General features: G+C 58.5%; 11 protein-coding genes. 9 read left to right on the plus strand and 2 right to left on the minus strand.

Going from position 1 to position 14150, the window contains the following annotated elements; all coding sequences use genetic code 11:
- Window positions 1-161: 161 nt before the first annotated feature.
- Genes GXN74_RS11150 through GXN74_RS11160 form a run of 3 tightly spaced genes read left to right on the plus strand, consistent with a single transcriptional unit; the run spans window position 162 to window position 4495 of the window.
- Window positions 162-854, plus strand: a complete 693-nt coding sequence (locus GXN74_RS11150; RefSeq protein ID WP_162371021.1) for an ABC transporter ATP-binding protein — start codon at window positions 162-164, stop codon at window positions 852-854.
- Complete coding sequence (locus tag GXN74_RS11155) at window positions 854-3211, plus strand: ABC transporter permease (protein WP_162371022.1); 2358 nt, start codon at window positions 854-856, stop codon at window positions 3209-3211. The genes GXN74_RS11150 and GXN74_RS11155 overlap by 1 nt, the downstream gene beginning before the upstream one ends.
- 24 nt (window positions 3212-3235) lie before the next feature.
- Window positions 3236-4495, plus strand: a complete 1260-nt coding sequence (locus tag GXN74_RS11160) for an HlyD family secretion protein (protein WP_162371023.1) — start codon at window positions 3236-3238, stop codon at window positions 4493-4495.
- A gap of 76 nt (window positions 4496-4571) precedes the next feature.
- Here GXN74_RS11160 and iolG read toward each other — a convergent pair whose 3' ends face one another.
- Both iolG and GXN74_RS11170 read right to left on the minus strand, forming a co-directional pair.
- Window positions 4572-5606, minus strand: coding sequence for an inositol 2-dehydrogenase (iolG, locus tag GXN74_RS11165; protein ID WP_162371024.1), 1035 nt, complete (start codon window positions 5604-5606; stop codon window positions 4572-4574).
- 24 nt (window positions 5607-5630) lie between these two features.
- Window positions 5631-6692: a LacI family DNA-binding transcriptional regulator gene (locus tag GXN74_RS11170; RefSeq protein WP_162371025.1), complete on the minus strand. Its 1062-nt coding sequence runs from the start codon at window positions 6690-6692 to the stop codon at window positions 5631-5633.
- Between the two features lie 150 nt (window positions 6693-6842).
- Here GXN74_RS11170 and GXN74_RS14865 point away from each other — a divergent pair, with 150 nt between their 5' ends.
- From GXN74_RS14865 to GXN74_RS11200, 6 genes are all read left to right on the plus strand, one after another.
- Window positions 6843-8330 carry a histidine kinase gene (locus GXN74_RS14865; protein ID WP_162371026.1) on the plus strand — a complete coding sequence of 496 codons (1488 nt, stop codon included), beginning with the start codon at window positions 6843-6845 and terminating at the stop codon, window positions 8328-8330.
- Complete coding sequence (locus tag GXN74_RS11180) at window positions 8323-9879, plus strand: response regulator transcription factor (RefSeq protein ID WP_162371027.1); 1557 nt, start codon at window positions 8323-8325, stop codon at window positions 9877-9879. Before GXN74_RS14865 ends, GXN74_RS11180 begins: the two co-directional genes overlap by 8 nt.
- A 211-nt stretch (window positions 9880-10090) precedes the next feature.
- The gene (locus GXN74_RS11185; protein ID WP_162371028.1) at window positions 10091-11134 is read left to right on the plus strand and encodes a C4-dicarboxylate TRAP transporter substrate-binding protein; all 1044 of its coding nucleotides are present in this window, start codon (window positions 10091-10093) and stop codon (window positions 11132-11134) included.
- 11 nt (window positions 11135-11145) lie between these two features.
- A complete protein-coding gene (locus GXN74_RS11190; RefSeq protein ID WP_212505790.1) occupies window positions 11146-11640 on the plus strand; it encodes a TRAP transporter small permease in 495 nt (164 codons plus the stop codon).
- A complete protein-coding gene (locus GXN74_RS11195; protein WP_162371030.1) occupies window positions 11631-12914 on the plus strand; it encodes a TRAP transporter large permease in 1284 nt (427 codons plus the stop codon). Before GXN74_RS11190 ends, GXN74_RS11195 begins: the two co-directional genes overlap by 10 nt.
- A gap of 145 nt (window positions 12915-13059) precedes the next feature.
- A complete protein-coding gene (locus GXN74_RS11200; protein WP_162371031.1) occupies window positions 13060-14067 on the plus strand; it encodes a LacI family DNA-binding transcriptional regulator in 1008 nt (335 codons plus the stop codon).
- Window positions 14068-14150: the final 83 nt, after the last annotated feature.

The following is a 14150-nucleotide window of genomic DNA, read 5'->3' on the forward strand; positions in this document are numbered from 1 at the left end:
TAACACATATTCAAAAGCAGCTACTACTTTTTTGTTCTAAATCAAAAAAACATGGCTACGGGAAAGACTAAAGGCTTGAAAAACGATGTGCCTTGCCTAGCCATCGCGCCAGCGATTTGGTACAATGGAAGCAGAAGGGTGGAGGCCGGAAGGAGGCGCCTATGGACAGTGGACAGACGAAGCGGGATCCGGTGCTGGTGGCACGGAATCTGAAGAAGACCTATGTGAGCGGCGAGGTAAGGACACGGGCGCTGCGGGATGTGAACTTCACCATCTATGAAGGGGAGTTCGTTGTGATCCTGGGCCCCAGCGGATCCGGAAAGAGCACCCTGATGAACCTGATCGGGGGGATGGATTCCATCACGGAGGGGGAGCTTTTCTACAAGGACCAGGACATCCACAAGTTCAACCGGAGGGAACTGACCCGTTACCGGAGGAATGTGGTGGGATTCGTCTTCCAGTTCTACAACCTGCTTCCCAGCCTGAACTGCTACGAGAACGTGAAGCTTTCGGCGGAGCTGGTGAGAAAGCCGCTGCCCGTGGAGGAGGTGCTGGAAAAGGTGGGGCTGGGGGAACGGCACCGGCACTTCCCCTCCCAGCTTTCCGGCGGGGAGCAGCAGCGTGTGGCTGTGGCCAGGGCCATCGTGAAGGTCCCGGAACTGCTCCTGTGCGACGAACCGACGGGAGCGCTGGATACCGACACAAGCCAGCAGATCCTGGAACTGCTCCAGCGGATCAACAAGGAGTACAGGAAGACCGTCATCGTCATCAGCCATGACGACACGATCCTGCAGTACGCCGACCGCTGCCTCACCATCCGGGACGGTGTCCTCAGCGAGGAGGGGGTGGGCTGATGCTGCTCAGAAAAATGCGCCGGGATCTTTGGATGCACAAAGGCACCTATCTGGCCGGAATGCTGCTGATCACCATCGGCATCCTGGTGTACAACCTCTATTCCATCATCCATGCAAGCTTCAGCGATTCCCTGGACAACTATTACGAAGCCTTCCGTTTCGCCGACGGGACCCTGCGGGTGGTGGAGATGCCCCTGGGTGTGGCGGAGGAGATCGGTGGGATTGAAAATGTGGACCAGGCGGAAGGGCGCCTGCTCCATAGGATCAAGTTGCTGGACTACGACAAGGAGGTGCAGTTCGATTTCCTGAGCTACGACGATAAAAAGGAAAATCCCCTGAACGCCGTGGAGCTCATGGGCGGACGGATGCCCGACCCCAAGGAACGGGAAATCCTCATGGGAAACCTTTATTTCGAGGCCATGGACATGGCCTTGGGGGATAGGGTCCCCGTGGTGGTGAACGGCAGGCAGTACGACCTGACCGTGGTGGGGTGGGGAAGGTCCCCAGAATTCATCTACGCAAAGAAGAACGACAGCGAGCTGATTGCGGACCCCAAAGGCTTCGACATGGTGTACATGCCCTATGATTCCATGTCCGAGATGCTGGGGATGCGGGGGAGGATCAACAATGTGGCCTTCAGCCTGAAGGATCCGACAGAATTCGACGGGACCGCCCGGAGGATCGAGGAAGCGGTCCAGAAGTACGGGCTGGTGTCCCTGACCGGCAGGGAGGAGCAGATCAGCCATGTGGCCACCCGGCAGAAGCTGGAGGCCATCGGAAGCATGGCCCAGTCCTTTCCAGGCATGTTCCTGCTGGTGTCCGGCATCATCATCTACATCGTCCTGCGGAGGGTCATCGAACAGGAACGGACACAGATCGGCGTGATCAAGTCCATGGGGGTTTCGGACCTGCGGCTGCTGTTCCATTACATCTCCTACGCCCTGGTGATATCCCTGCTGGGTGGATCCATCGGGATCCTGGCAGGCATCACGCTGGTGCCCTATGTGATCGGCTTGCTGGGCATGGGCTTCAACATGCCTTTCGTGACCCTGGGGCTCTACCGGACCTACATCATCAACAGCTACCTCCTGACCCTGGGCTTCGGGCTGGTGTCCGGCTATGCCGGCGCCAAGAACTGCGTCCGGCTCCGTCCCGCGGATGCCATGCGTCCGCCGGTGAGCAAGGAAGGGAAGGCCAGCCTGGTGGACAAGCTCTATTTCCTGTTCGAGGGGACAGGGATGAAGACCCGGCTGGCGGTGCGGAACATCCTCCGGAACAAGGGCAGGAGCCTGTTCATCCTCTTCGGGGTGTCGGTGACGGCGGCCTTCCTGGTGTTCCCCATTTCCATGCAGCGGGTCTACATGAAGCTGATCATGGAACATTTCGAGAAGGTGGAAGTCTATGACCTGAAGGTCACCCTGACAGGCTACATGGACCAGGAAGCATTGGTGCAGGAACTGTCCCACCGGCCGGGAATCCTCCGGGTGGAGCCCCAGGCGGTCCTGCCGGTGGAGATGTACAACGGATGGAGGATGGAAAAGACCTCCATCATCAGCATCCCTGTGGACAGCACGATGTACCGCCTTTACGACAACCAGGACCGGGAGGTCGCCCTGGGGTCCCAGGGGCTGATGCTCAGCCACTATCTTGCGGACCGGCTGGGAGTGGAAGCAGGGGACAGGGTTTCCCTGAAGAGCCCTCTTTTCCGGGACGAGGGATACAGGTCCCTGGAGGTGGTGAAGGTCATTCCCCAATACATGGGCATGAACGGCTACATGAACATCCAGGGCGTAGGGGACCTGCTGGAAGGACCCGGGGTTGCCAACGCGCTCATGGTCCAGGGAAGCGGTCAGGCCCTGGAGGCGCTGACCAGGGATTACAAGCAGTCCCCGGAGGTTTCCACCTTCGAGTACAGGAAGGACCTGAAGTCCCAGCTGGACTTCTACATGGACCAGGCCACCTCCATGATCGGCATCCTGGTGGTGGTGGGGATGGCTACAGGATTTTCGGTCATTACGGTGTCTACGACTATCGCCCTTTCGGAACGGAGCAGCGAGCTGGCCACCCTGCTGGTCATGGGCATGGGGGAAGGGGAGGTGCACCAGGTGCTGCTGATCGAAGAAGCCATCCTGGCGTTCTTCGGCATCCTGGCGGGCCTTCCCTTGGGGAAGGCGCTGCTCGCTTTGTTCTCCGAGGCCAGCAGCACCGAATACTTCGTCCTGCCGGCCATCGTGCCGGTGGAAGCCCTGGCCTTCAGCGTGGTCATGACCACCGTGGCCATCCTCCTTCCCCAATGGGCGGGACGCAGGAAGATCCGGAACATCAATGTGACAGAAGCCTTGAACGCGAGGCAATAGGATTCCGATTTGGAGGTGTGCGGAGTGAAAATGCTGAAAAGGAAATGGTTGGTCATCCTCTTGCTGGCGGTGGTTGCGGTTTCCGGTGTGTTGTATTTCCAATACCAGGCCAGGCAACCTTTGGCAGTGGATACCTACAAACCGGAACCGGAGACCTATGAGGCGTATTACTATGAGGAGGGCGTGGCAAAGGTCAAGGACAAGAAGGACGTCTACAGCACCCTGGGAGGCAAGGTAGCCCAAGTCCATGTGGAAGAGGGGCAGACCATCGCCCTAGGGGCGCCGGTGCTGACCTTGGACACTGCAGACCTGGCTTACCAGCTGCGGTATCTGCAGGCGCAGAAGGCAGTCCTGGAAGGGGAGCAACGTATGAAGGCCTCCACGCCTTCCGTTTCCTCCCAGTTGGCGATGCAGAACGAGAAGATCCGTCTAGCCAAGGAGCGGGCGGATTACCTGGCGGCCCGTCTGGAGGAACAGAAGATCCTGGCGGAGGAAGGGATCATCCCCCTCCAGGAAATCCAGAGTCTGGAAAGGGAGCTGACCCAGGCCCTGGACCAGGTGGACCTGGAGACCCTTGCCCTGGACGTGATCCGGGAAAGCGGCACGCCGGTGACGGTCAGCGATGCGGCCTACTACAAGGCGAGGTCCCAGGCCATCGATCTGGAGATGCAGGAGGTCCGGAAACAGATGGAAAGGATGGTCCAGACCTCCAATGCGGCGGGGAAGGTGGAGACCTTCGACATCCGTCCGGGGGATTATGTGGGTTTGGGCCAGCACTTGATGGAGGTCGTGGTGGAGGAAACGCTGGAAGTGGAGGTCTTCGTCCCCACGGACAAGGTCAGGACCCTGGCTGCGGGGGATGCCGTCGTCCTGGAGGTCAAGTCCGGGCAACAGACGGAAATCCAGGGGGGACTTGTTGTTGAGATCGGGGACAAGGCCCAGGAGATGGTCTCCACCCTGGGGCTGGTGGAAAAGAAGGTGAGCGTGAAGGTGGAACCTGCAGGGGGCATGCCCTTGATCGAAGGTGAGGCGGTGGATGTGAAGTTCACCACCTACCGAAGGGAGCGGGCCGTGGTCCTTTCCAGGGATTACCTGTTCCCTTGGGAGCAGGGGGAAGCCTTGTGGCTGCTCGAAGAGGGGAAGGCGAAGATCCAGCCGGTGGAGCTGCTTTACACCACCTCCACCATCGCGGTCCTGGATGGGGATGTTGCGGCCGGATGGGAAATCATCCTGCCCCCCTATCCGGACAAGCTTGCGGAAGGGATGGAGGTGCAGGGAAAGTAGGACTGCAAAGACACAAAAAGGGAAAGGGAGCCGTATTGGCTTCCTTTCCCTTTTGCAGTGCCGGGGGGGCGTCCTTCTACAGTCCGAACTCCGCCTCGATTTCGCTGATTTTGACCGGTCTGCCTTCCTTAACGGATTTCTTTGCGGCCAATCCGATGAGTACGGGCTTCAGTCCGTCCATGCCGACCACGGGAGTGTCCGTGTCGTTGATGACGGCGTTGCAGAATTCCACCATTTCGTTCTTGAAGGAATCCATGTATCTTTCCAGGAAGAAGTACAGGGGTTTCTCGACTTCAACACCTGCCTCCGTGCTGAGCATGGTCATGTTGGGGCGCACGTTGTCGTTGCTGATGCTGCCCTTGGACCCGAAGACTTCCGCGCGCTGGTCGTAGCCATAAGCGGCTTTCCTGCTGTTGTCGATGACACCCAGGGCGCCGTTCTCGAACTTCAGGTTGATGATGGCGGTATCCACGTCCCCGGCTTCCCCGATGGCGGGATCCACAAGCACGGCGCCGGAAGCGTAGACTTCAACGACTTCGCTATTGGTGAGGTAGCGGACCATGTCGAAATCATGGATGGTCATGTCCAGGAACATCCCTCCGGATACCTTCACGTATTCGGCCGGCGGGGGTGCGGGGTCTCTGGAGGTCACTTTGACGATATGCACGTCACCGACCTTGCCTGCATCCACGGTCTCGCGCAGCTTCCTGAAGTTGCTGTCGAAACGGCGGTTGAAGCCGATCTGCAGCTTCACGTTGGCTTTCTTGACTTCCTCCAGGGCCGCGACGATTTTCTTCACGTCCAGGTCCACAGGCTTCTCGCAGAAGATGTGCTTTCCGGCTTGGGCGGCTTCGATGGTGATCTGGGCGTGGGTGTCCGTGGAAGAGCATACCAGCACCGCGTCGATGGCGGGGTCAGCAAGGATTTCCTTGTAGTCTTTGGTGACGACCTCGATTCCAAGGCCCTTGGCCCAGCTCTCCGTTGCTTCGTTCAGCATGACGTCCGCCACGCTTTTGATGGTAGCTGCGGAAACATTGTTGATGATGTTTTCCACATGCAGTTTGCCGATCCGTCCGGCGCCGATGACTCCAAGCGTAAGTTTTTGAGACATTTGGCTTCCTCCTGTATTCATGATCTATTGTTGAAGGGTTTTCCCTATGAAGGGCTGGTTCATGCGGCAGGAATCCCGCTCCACCACAACGGGTTGGAAAAGGACCTGCCTTTCGGTTTGGGGCCCCTTCCCTTCCAGAAGGTCGAAGAGGCGTTTGCAGGCGGCTTCGGCCATCTCGGCACGGGGCTGCTTGATGGTGGTCAATCTGGGGTGGGTGTAGTTCCCCATGTCGATGTCATCGTATCCGATGACGGAGATGTCCTCAGGAATGCGGAAACCCAGGCTCTTCAGGGTTTCCATGGCGGTCCAGGCCATCATGTCGCTCTGGACGAACAAACCGTCATCCGGTTGGAGTACCCGGCTGATGTCCCGGACCAGCCGGGAGGTCAAGGAAAGGTCCTGGTTCCCGTAAAGCACCCGTTCCTCCCGGAAGGGGACACCCGACTCCTCCAGTGCCTTCCGGCATCCGGCCGTCCGCAAGCGGAATTCCTCCTCGTCGCTGGTGATCGTGAAGACCCGTCTGCAGCCATGCTCCAAGAGGTGGCGGGTGGCCAGCCAACCTCCGCGGACATGGTCCACGGTGAACCTGTCGATGCCGGACCGGAGGCCGCCCGGTGTGCCCGCCGGGGCCTCATGGAAGAAGATGAAGGGTATGCCGGATTCCTTCAGGAAATGCAAGGTTTCCTCGTCGATGTCAGGTTCGGCGATGAGGAGGCCATCCACTTTCTGCTGGGAGACCAGCCGGCGGATGTTGTTCTTGCCGGTGGTCCGGTTCCTGCAGTAGGACAAGATCAGGTCGGTTTCCCGCTCGTCCATCCACCGCTTAAGCTCCTTGGTCAAGGTGATGAAGTACATCTCCACCCCGAAGGCGTCCATGTCTTCCGGATAGATGATGCCGACGGTGCCTTTCCGGTTGCTGGTGAGTCCCCGTGCATGGACGTTGAACTCGAAGCCCATGTCCCGGGCGATGGCCTTTACCTTCTCCTTGGTTGCAGGAGAGACCAGGTTGCTGTCGTTCAGGCACCTGGAGACGGTGGAGTAGCTCACCCCGGCGATTTGTGCGATGTCCTTGATGGTAACTGCCATGGAGGCCGTCCTCCTTCTTCAGGTCTTGCAAACGTTTGCAAATCCATTATACAACGAGCCCCCCGGCTTTGTAAAGGAAAATGATGGGAAGACTTGCATGTCAGACAACGCTGTAGTAAACTTGAGGAAAAAGAGGAAGGGGGGGTGCCTGTGGAGGACCTAAGGGACCTTTGGAGCAGATGGCCCATCCGGCGGAAGTTGCGGGTGTTCTTTTTTGCCGTGGTTTCGGTCAGCGCGCTGGTGAACCTGTACCTGCATTTCAACAATTACCGGGTGATGGACCGCTTCAACCACACGCTGGACCACTACTACAAGGTGGAGGACCTGCGTTCGGTGGCCGCCATCAACAGGGACGCCGCAGAGGCGTATCTGCAGACGACGGATTTCGAGGAGTACGAGGAGTATCTGGTGACCAAGGAACGGATGGGGGTCCTGCTGCAGGACATCGGAAGCAACCTTTCCTCCAGGGAGGCACATTTTTACGTGAACAGCATCCGCTATCTGGTCGATACCTACCAGAAGGACTGGGAAAGGGCCATGCGGTGGCGCCGTATGAACACGGGGGAATATTACGAGGATTTCTACACCGGGTTGGAAATCTACCGCTTGACCCGTAACGAGGTGCAGCAGCTCCTGAATGTGGGCATCAAGGAGGGGGCCGCCTCCTACGAGAGCCTGGTCAAGGAATACGAAGGGCTCCAGGGGTTGTCGGTGATGGTCATCCTGGGCGTGCTGCTGCTAGCCCTGTACCTGAGCCAGGTGTTTTCGGACCAGATGTCTAAACCGCTGCACAAGCTGGCGGAAGCGGCCGGGAGGATTTCCCGGGGAGACCTGACCGCAAGGGAGGTTCCGGTCGGTTCCCGGGACGAGATCGGGGCGCTGGCGGCCGCATTCAACACCATGGGCAGGAACATCCAGGAACTGGTGGACAGGATCAACGAGAACGCATCGATCGAAATAAAGCTGCGGGACGAGGAGGTCAAGGTGGCACGGACCAGCCAACTGCTGCAGGAGGCGGAATTCAACGCCCTCCAGGCCAGGATAAATCCCCATTTCCTCTTCAACACGCTGAATGTGATCGGAAGGACGGCCATGTTCGAGGATGCGGACAAGACTTCCCGGCTGGTCATCGCCCTGGCGGACATCTACCGGTACCGGTTGCGGCAAGCAGGCAGGGATGTGGCGCTGGAGGAGGAGCTGGGCATGCTTCGCCAGTATCTGGTGCTGCAGAAGACCCGTTTTGACGAGCGGCTGGAATTCAGGCTGGAACTGGGGGAGGAGGATTTGAAGAGGATGCGGATTCCCGCATTGCTGGTGCAGCCCCTGGTGGAGAACGCCATCATCCACGGGGTCGAACCCAAAGTCGAAGGCGGAATCGTGCGGATCAAAATCTTCCGGCGGAAAGGCATGGTGCAGATCCGGGTGACGGACACCGGCATGGGGATTCCACCGGAAGTCATGGAAGGGATTTCCCGGGACAAGGAGAGTCCCGACGGGAGCCGGATTGGGGTGCAAAACGTCCGCCAACGGGTGCGGCTGTATTATGGGGAAAACGGAGGGTTCCAGGCAAGGAGCAAGAGGGGATGTGGGACGTGCATGATCCTAAGGATTCCACTGGAGGAGGCGGAAGATGTTTAGCGTGCTGATTGCGGAAGATGAAAAGATAGAGCGGGAGGCGCTGGTGCATATCATCAGCAGGAGCTCCCTGCCCCTGAAGGAGGTGGTGCAGGCGGCGAACGGTCCGGAAGCGGTGTCGGTTGCGTCCGTGGTGAAACCGGAAATCGTGCTGATGGACATCCGCATGCCCGGCATGGATGGCATCGAGGCGTCCAGGATCATCAAGAAGATCGACCCCGGATGCAAGATCGTGCTCTTGACGGCGTTCGAGCAATTCTCCTACGCCCAGGAGGCCATCAAGATCGGCGTGGAGGACTATCTGGTCAAGCCGGCTTCCAACGAAAGGGTCCTGGAGGTGCTGGAAAAGGTCATCGGGAAGCTGGAGCAGGAGAAGGCTTTGCAGTCGAAGTCCCAGGCATTGGAGCAGAAGGTGAACCAGATCGGGCAATATCTGGAGAGGGAGTTCGTAGGGGCCCTGGTGGCGGGGGATCTGGAGGAGGACCAGGCGAAGGAAACCCTGCGCTTCATGGCGGGGAGCTTCGAGGAGGGGTTCGGAGCGTGCATCCGTCTCCAGGCCCGGACAGGAAAGCAGGTGCCGAAAATGCAGTCGGACATGATGAAGAAGAGGGTGTTGGACGGACTCCGCAGCTCCACGTTGGGCAGATACTGCAAATTCTATTGCGGGGACATGCAACAGGAGATCCATCTGCTCGTGTACGGCTATCCGGAGGGAAGCCAGGAAATGTGTATGCGGAAGCTGGAGGAGGAGACAGCCAGGATCCTGGAAGGGACGGGAAGTTTCCGGGACCTGGAGGCGGTCATCGGTTTCGGGGCGCCCTGCGGGCGGCTATCCAGGATGTGGACTTCCTTCGCCCAGGCAAGAAGCGCGTGCCATCCACGGGGAGGCAAACCGGTTGCCGGCCCGGACGAGGCCCGGACGACCGGAGATGCCGTCGCAAACGACCTGCGGGAACTGGAGTTGGAGAAGGCGAAAGGGAAGGCGGACATCTATCTGGAATCCCTTCCCTGGCAGGAGGGAGACGATGGGTTGGTCCAGCTGCAGCTGGACCTGTTTTGGAAGGCCCTGGCGGAGAACCTATGGAAATCAGAGGGGATGGTCCTTGCCGTTCCCGGCTTCCGGGACGGAAGCGGGAAAGCTCCGACCAAAGCGGAAGCCAGGGGGATCCTCTACGGCATGCTCCTGGAGGCGGCGGAAACCCTGGAGGACAGGAAGGGGGACCGGACCATGCGGATCCTCCAGCAGGCTGTCGGGCACATGCGCCAAAACTATTCCCAGAACATCACCCTGGAAGCCATGGCATCCCTCTGCAACTTCAGCATCTACCACTTCAGCAAGGTGTTCAAGAAACACTACGGAACCAGCTTTTCCGACTATCTTACGGCCATCCGCATGGAGGCCGCCAAAAACCTGCTCCGTGACCTGGAGGTGAACATCAAGGAAGTTTGCGTCCGCACAGGGTATGGGGACCCGAACTACTTCGCCAGGGCATTCAGGAAATACACGGGGCTTTCTCCGTCGGAGTACAGGAACCGCGTCGGCAAGGTGTAGGGCCGGACCGGGGCATGCCAAGATAGTGCTGGCGGAGCAAGAAAATCCAGAGCTTGTCCCTGTTTTCCGCGCTTAGCCCCGGGAAACGCAAATTATGAATGGAAAGCACAAGATTATGCCTTTATGATCTTGTGTTTTTTTCGTATGATGGGCGTGTAGACGGGACGGCAGTAAAGCCGTCCGCACAAAAAAATGATACGGAGGGAAAATAATGAAAAAGATCATTGCTCTTGCCTTGGCACTGACATTGGGCGCCGCAACCCTGGCAGGTTGTGGACAAAAAACACCGGATGCGCAAACAGGCGCACAGACAGGTACCGAAAACAGCGCGGCTCCCGCAGCGGACGGAAAGGTGTACACGCTGAAGATGTCCACGCAGATGGCGGATTCCCATCCCATGGTGGAAGGATTCCGGCAGCTCGGCAAAAACCTGGAGGAGAAATCCGGCGGACGTCTGGTCATGGAAGTGTTCCCCAGCGCCCAGCTCGGATCCGACGAGGACGTGATCGAGCAGGCCATCCAGGGAGTGAACGTCGCCGTGCTGACCGACGGCGGACGGATGGGCAACTATGTGAACGACATCGGAATCATCGGCATGCCCTACCTGACGGACGATTATGAGGACATCCTGAAGATCACCCAAAGCGACATCTTCAAGGGATGGGAACAGGAACTGGCCGACGACAACGGAATCCGTGTCCTTGCCTTCAACTTCTATGACGGTGCCAGGCATTTCCTTACGAACAAGCCGGTGACCAAACCGGAAGACCTGGCTGGGGTAAGGATCCGCACACCGGGGGCGCCCGTATGGTCCGAATCCATCAAGGCGCTGGGAGCCACACCGGTAGCCATGCCTTGGACGGAAGTCTATTCCGCGGTGCAGCAGAAGGCCATCGACGGAGCGGAAAGCCAATACACGGCCTCCTATTCCTCCAGAATCTATGAAGTGCTGAAATATGTGGACAAGACAGGCCACTTCCAACTGATCAACGGCATCATCGTTGGGGAAAAATGGTTTGAAACCCTTCCGGAAGACCTGCAGACGCTGTTGCTGGAAGAAGCGAAGGCGGTTGCGACGGAAAACGCCCGCATGATCGCAGGAATGGCGGAAGAATATGAAGAGAAGATGGTAGCGGAAGGCATGGAGATCGTGGAAGTGGACCTGGACGCGTTCAAGCAGGCGGCCGACGCAGCCTATGAGACCCTGGGATTCACGGAGCTTCGTGAAGAGATCTACAGCCAGATCGGAAAGTAGGCATGACTGGAATGAAAAAAGCGTACGAAACATTTTGCAAGGTGGAGGAAACCCTGGTCAAGGTGTTCCTGATGGGAATCGTGGTTTTCGTATTCTCCTCGGCCATCTTCAGGACCATCGGATCTCCCCTGAACTGGGCCGTAGACATGTCCATGCTCTTCTTCGCATGGATGGTCTTCCTGGGGGCGGACGTGGCCATGCGGCATACGGAACTGGTGAATGTGGACCTGTTCTTCCGCCGGTTTCCCGACAAGGCGCAGATGGGCATCTATCTCCTGTGGCAGGTGCTGATCCTGGCGTTCCTGGGCATGCTGGTGGCGTATGGGGTTCCCCTGACCATTGAAAGCTCCAAGCGCCTGTTCCAAACCATGACCATCAGCTATTCCTGGGCGACCCTCTCGGTGCCCGTCGGTTCCGTCCTGATGATGGTGACCACGGTTATCAAGATCGTCCGAACATGGACAACCAAAACGATCGGAAGGGGAGGTGCCGGAGAATGCTGCTAGTCCTTTTCGTGTTCCTTTTCCTGCTGTTCTTCGGAATGCCTGTGGCCTTCGCCATCGGCATTTCCGGTGTGGTGTTCTTCATCAACACCCCGGACATCCCCTTCTCCATCGTAGTACAGAGGGTGCTGGTACCCTCCCAGTCCTTCACCATGCTGGCCATCCCCCTGTTCATCTTCGCAGGGAACCTGATGAACAATACGGGCATCACCAGCCGGCTGGTGAAGCTGGCCAACATCCTTACCGGACACATGCACGGCAACCTGGCCCAAGTCAGCGTCGTGCTGAGCACCCTGATGGGCGGGGTGTCCGGGTCCGCGGTGGCCGATGCCGCCATGGAAGCCAGGGTCCTTGGCCCCGACATGGTCAAAAAGGGCTATACCAGAGGGTATGGAGCCGCCGTCAACGGATTGTCCTCCCTGATAACGGCAACCATACCGCCCAGCATGGGCCTGATCATCTATGGGGCGGTGGGAGAGGTTTCCGTCGGTCGCCTGTTCGCAGGAGGCATCCTTCCGGGCATCATGATGATGGTTGCCCTGATGGTGGCGGTGGACATCACCGCGAGGAAGAAGAAGCACATGCCCGAAAGGCCCAAGGCGGCCGGCCTGAAGGAAGTGCTCAAGGCACTGTTGGACGGAATATGGGCATTGCTCTTCCCCATCATCCTGATCGTGGGGATCCGGTTCGGGGTTTTCACCCCCTCGGAATCAGGGGCTTTCGCCGCCGTCTACGCGATTTTCGTGGGAGCGGTGGTCTACAAGGAACTTACCTGGATCCGGTTCGTGGCGACGCTGAAGGACAGCATCGTGGACATCGGAGGCATCACCCTGATCATCTCGGCATCCGGCATCTTCGGATACGGCATCGTGTATGACCGGGTCGCCCAGAACCTTTCCGGCGTCATCACCGGCATCACCCAGAATCCCCTGCTGCTGTTCCTGCTGATCATACTTTCCCTGGTCGCGGCGGGGATGTTCATCGAAACCACGGTTGTGGCATTGCTCCTGACCCCCATCTACGTCCCCATCATCACCAGCGTGGGCATCGATCCGGTGCACTTCGGACTGGTCATGATGACGGTGACCACCATGGGAATCATGACGCCCCCCCTGGGGGTATCCCTCTTCTCCACGTCGGCCATCATGGGTTGCCCGCCGGAAGACACCTTCAAGGAATCCCTTCCGTTCTTCGTGGGAATCCTGGGGGTGGTGGCCATCATGGTCCTCTTCCCGGACCTGATCCTGTTCGTACCCAATATGATTTTCGGAAAATAGGAAAGGAAGCCGCGCGCCGGACAACCATTGGCGCGCGGCTTCCTTTCCTTTGGATTGGATCCCCGCTTCCCCTTGCAGGGGTTGAATTGACATCCCCCCCGCATGTTGCTACAATAAGTCGAAGAAGAGACAAGGGGGAAGAAATATGACAATCAAAGACATTGCCCGATTGGCGGGTGTTTCCGTAGCCACCGTGTCCAGGGTGCTGAACAACAAGGACAAGGGTGTGGGGGACGGGACCAGGGCCAGGATCCTGCGGATCATCGAGGAGACCGGATACCAGCCAAGTCCCATGGCCAGGAACCTGGTGCTTCGCAAGTCCAGGATCATCGGGCTTGTGGTGGAGGACCTGCAGAATCCCTACTACGGCATGCTTATGAAAGGCGTGCAGGACGGCGCCAGGGAGAAGGGCTACAACATCATCCTATGCAATGCCGGCAATTCCGACGAAAGGGAGAACCACAACCTGGATTTCCTGACGGAACAGAACGTCTGCGGCATCATCTACAACAGCTTCAACAAGGAGAAGGACTTCGTCTTGGAAAGGATCGTCAAGAACAAGATTCCGATGGTCTTCGTCGACGGAAGGGGGAATATGAAGGGCGGGAACGGCATCCATGTGGACAACGCCCGGGCCATGGAGGAACTGGTGGACCGTCTGGTCATGGCGGGACACAGGACCATCGGATGCCTTACCGGGGAGCGGCACATCAATTCCTCGGAGCAGAGGCTTGCGGGGTATGCCCAAGCCTTGGAGAAGAACGGCATCCCCTTGGACCCGAGGCTGGTGGTGGAAACGAAATACCTGATCGCGGCCGGCCGCCTGGGGATGGAGCGGCTGCTGGAAAGGAACATCCGGGGACTGACGGCGGTAGTCTGCTGCAACGACCTGATCGCCATCGGCGCCCTGGAGTGCCTGCAGGACAAGGGAATCCAGGTGCCGGAGGAGATTTCCGTAACCGGATTCGACGACATAGACATGTGCCGGCATGTGCGGCCAAGGCTGACTACGGTCTCCCAACCCAACTACGACATCGGCCGGGTCAGCGTGGAAATGCTGATCCGGCTGGTGGAACAGGAGGACAGGGGAAGGGTGGACGAGGTGGTCTTCCTGCCCAAGGTCGTGGTCCGGGAATCCGCCCGGGGACTTTGACTTTTCTGGAAATAATTGATAAAATACAAGTATGGAAACCGTGAATTGCATGGACAATTCGGGTGTGCGGTCGATGACTCCCG

Origin of the sequence: Anaerotalea alkaliphila (assembly GCF_010179735.1) — a bacterium.
Classification (GTDB): domain Bacteria; phylum Bacillota; class Clostridia; order Lachnospirales; family Vallitaleaceae; genus Anaerotalea; species Anaerotalea alkaliphila.